Origin of the sequence: Mesorhizobium sp. M2A.F.Ca.ET.039.01.1.1 (assembly GCF_003998035.1) — a bacterium.
Taxonomy (GTDB): domain Bacteria; phylum Pseudomonadota; class Alphaproteobacteria; order Rhizobiales; family Rhizobiaceae; genus Mesorhizobium.
In genome coordinates this window covers 1-945 of the sequence record NZ_RZRY01001301.1, presented here as the reverse complement: position 1 = coordinate 945, position 945 = coordinate 1, and the positions used below count along the sequence as shown (strand labels likewise).

Annotated in this window: 2 protein-coding genes; both read left to right on the top strand. The window is 56.7% G+C overall.

Annotated elements, in window-relative coordinates:
• The coding region (locus EOA24_RS39435) for an SDR family oxidoreductase (protein ID WP_133375008.1) at nucleotides 1-517 on the top strand (517 nt) is incomplete at its 5' end.
• Nucleotides 518-551: 34 nt separating this feature from the next.
• On the top strand, nucleotides 552-945 hold a 394-nt coding region (locus EOA24_RS39430), incomplete at its 3' end, for an ABC transporter substrate-binding protein (RefSeq protein WP_145992584.1).

Sequence of the window (945 nt, the reverse complement as noted above, 5' to 3'; positions counted from 1 at the left end):
CGCCGGAATCGCGGGACCGACGGCTCCTATCGAACATATCTCACCAGAAGAATGGGGCAGGACCGTCGATGTAAATCTTACGGCCCAGTACCTGTTCATTCGAGGTGTTATGGCTGGGATGAAGGCTCAGCATTCAGGGGTGATATTGAACATGTCTTCGGCAGCGGGTCGTCTCGGCATGCCGATGCGCACGCCATACGCAGCCGCAAAATGGGCCGTGATCGGATTGACGCAATCCCTGGCGATGGAAGTCGGCAAGTTCGGAATACGGGTCAACGCCATTCTTCCAGGGTCTGTCCGCGGGCCGCGGATGGAACGCGTAATGGCCGCCAGAGCCAAGGCGACCGGACGGCGACTCGCGGAAATCGAGGCCGAAGAAGTGGCAACGATGTCTTTGGGACGAATGATCGAGCCAGAGGAGATCGCTGACCTGGCGATCTTCGTCTCGTCTGACGCCGGTCGATCGATCTCCGGGCAATCGCTGGGGGTGTGCGGCAACACCGAAATACTCAGATAGCTCATCTTGGGGAACCGAAACTAGGGAGAATAAAATGGACTTGATGACAAAAGTAATTGTCGCTGGCGTCTTCGCCTGCGGGCTTACAGGATACGCGAGTGCACAAGAAACCATCAATGTCGGCGTCGTCCAGCCTCAGGCCGGTGAATGCGCTCAATGGGGCGTGCCAATCACCCGCGGCGTGCAGATCTGGGCCGAAGAATTCAACGCAAATGGCGGCATTGCTGACACAACAGGTAAGAAACACCAGATCAAGGTAACTACGTATGACAATAACTGCTACACGGCCGGCGATGAACTGACTGCTTTCCGGCGCGCAATCCTGGACGACAAGGTCAACTTCATTCTGCAAACCTTCACGCCGGCTTCTCGGCAAGCCGTTGCGCAGATCGCGACGGAAAACAAGGTTCTGACGACAAGTTACGGCG